The organism is Paramesorhizobium leguminum (genome assembly GCF_003217235.1).
In the GTDB taxonomy this organism is placed as follows: Bacteria; Pseudomonadota; Alphaproteobacteria; order Rhizobiales; family Rhizobiaceae; genus Paramesorhizobium; species Paramesorhizobium leguminum.
Window position 1 is genome coordinate 1 of record NZ_QJTF01000064.1, and the last position, 1,598, is coordinate 1,598.

The window sequence follows — 1,598 nt, forward strand, 5'->3', positions numbered from 1 at the left end:
GGCAAGGTCGAGGGCACCGGCCCCTACACTCTGCCTGTGACCGTCACGGGCTTCGGCACGCCGCCCGCTCAGGTCCGCTCGGGTCTTCCCGCCGGCCAGGTCCCGACGGGAGACGTCACCATTCTTGACAAGACGAATAAAAACACCAAGCTCGGCTCCGCAGTCCTGGCGCAGCCAGCCTACGGCATTGCCGCGACGTCCTCGACGCTCGCCGTCGGCATGTTTCCCTATACGATGGCGAGCGAGGATTTCAACAAGGACGGCCGCGCCGATCTTGCCGTCGCCAACGGGCTCGACAACAACGTCCAGATCTTCCTGGCGCAGACCGACGGTAAATTCCCGGCCACGTCGTCCTCGACCATACCCAATATCCCCACCCCCAACCTGATCGTGGCGGGCGACTTCACCAATGACGGCTATGTCGACCTCGCCGTCGGCGCCGTCGGCGCTACCTCAAACATCAGCGTCTTCACCGGCAAGGACAAGGGCAGCTTCGATCCGTCGCCCATCAACACGGTAACGGGCGGCTTCGTCGCCTTCGCGGTGCGCGATTTCGACCTCAACGGTACGCTCGACATCGCCGTCGTTAACACCAGCAACTCGCAGGTCTATCTGGGCGACGGCAAAGGCAGTTTCCCCACCAAGGGAACCCAGGTGTCGGTGGGCAGCAATCCCGTAGCCTCGGGCACCAGCGTCGCATCCGCAGCGACCGGCGACTTCAACAATGACGGCAAGCCCGATCTCGTCGTGCCGCAGACCCCAGCCGGCAAGACGTGGGTGCTGCTGGGCGACGGCCAGGGCTCGTTCCAGCCCGATCCGACACCGGTCAGCACCGGCGCCAACTCCCATGCCCTGTCGGTTGCGGTGGCGGATTTCGACGGCGACGGCAATCTCGATTTGGCCATCGGCAACAATAATTTCAACGCCATGGGCTCCGTTGCCTTGTTCCAGGGCGGGCCCACCGGCAAGACCTTCCCGTCGAAGGGAGGCTACCCGATCGGGGATGAGAACTGGAAGACCATCACCATGGCGGTCGGCGATTTCAACGCCGACGGCAAGCCGGACATTGCCACCGCATATTACGAGGGGCCCGGTAACGTCGATATGCAGCTCCTTCTGGGCAGCGGCTTCGATACCAGCCAGTGGACGTTCACGCAGGGCGCCACGATCCAGCCCGGCAGCTATCCGGGGGTGCCGGTGACCGGCGATTTCAACGGCGACGGCTTCACCGACGTGGCCGTGGCCAGCGCCGATCACAACGATGTGACGATAGGGATCGTCCAGCCCACCGCAGCGGTAACGGCCACCGTCAACAATGTCATGGCGGTGGGCAATCCCGCTTCCGGCAAGCATGATGTCTTCGCCAGCTACGCGGGCGACAAGCAGTTCAAGGCGAGCGACTCCTCCGCCAACCCGACGCCGATTGCGCCGCAGCAGCTCGGTACGGGTCTCACACTGACCGCCAACCCGCCCGGGACGGCTCTCACCGGCGAGGAGGTCGAGCTGACGGCGGTCCTCACCATCGACGGCGATCCGCAAGGACACGTCCCCTCGGGCGAGGTGCAATTCAAGGTCGTCAACGAACAGCTGGGCCCGGC

Annotated in this window: 1 protein-coding gene; it reads left to right on the forward strand. The window is 64.6% G+C overall.

Annotated features, from left to right (window positions below; translation table 11 throughout):
• Window positions 1-1,598, forward strand: a 1,598-nt coding sequence (locus C7477_RS18645; protein WP_146226132.1) for an FG-GAP repeat domain-containing protein, incomplete at both ends; no start/stop codon positions are given.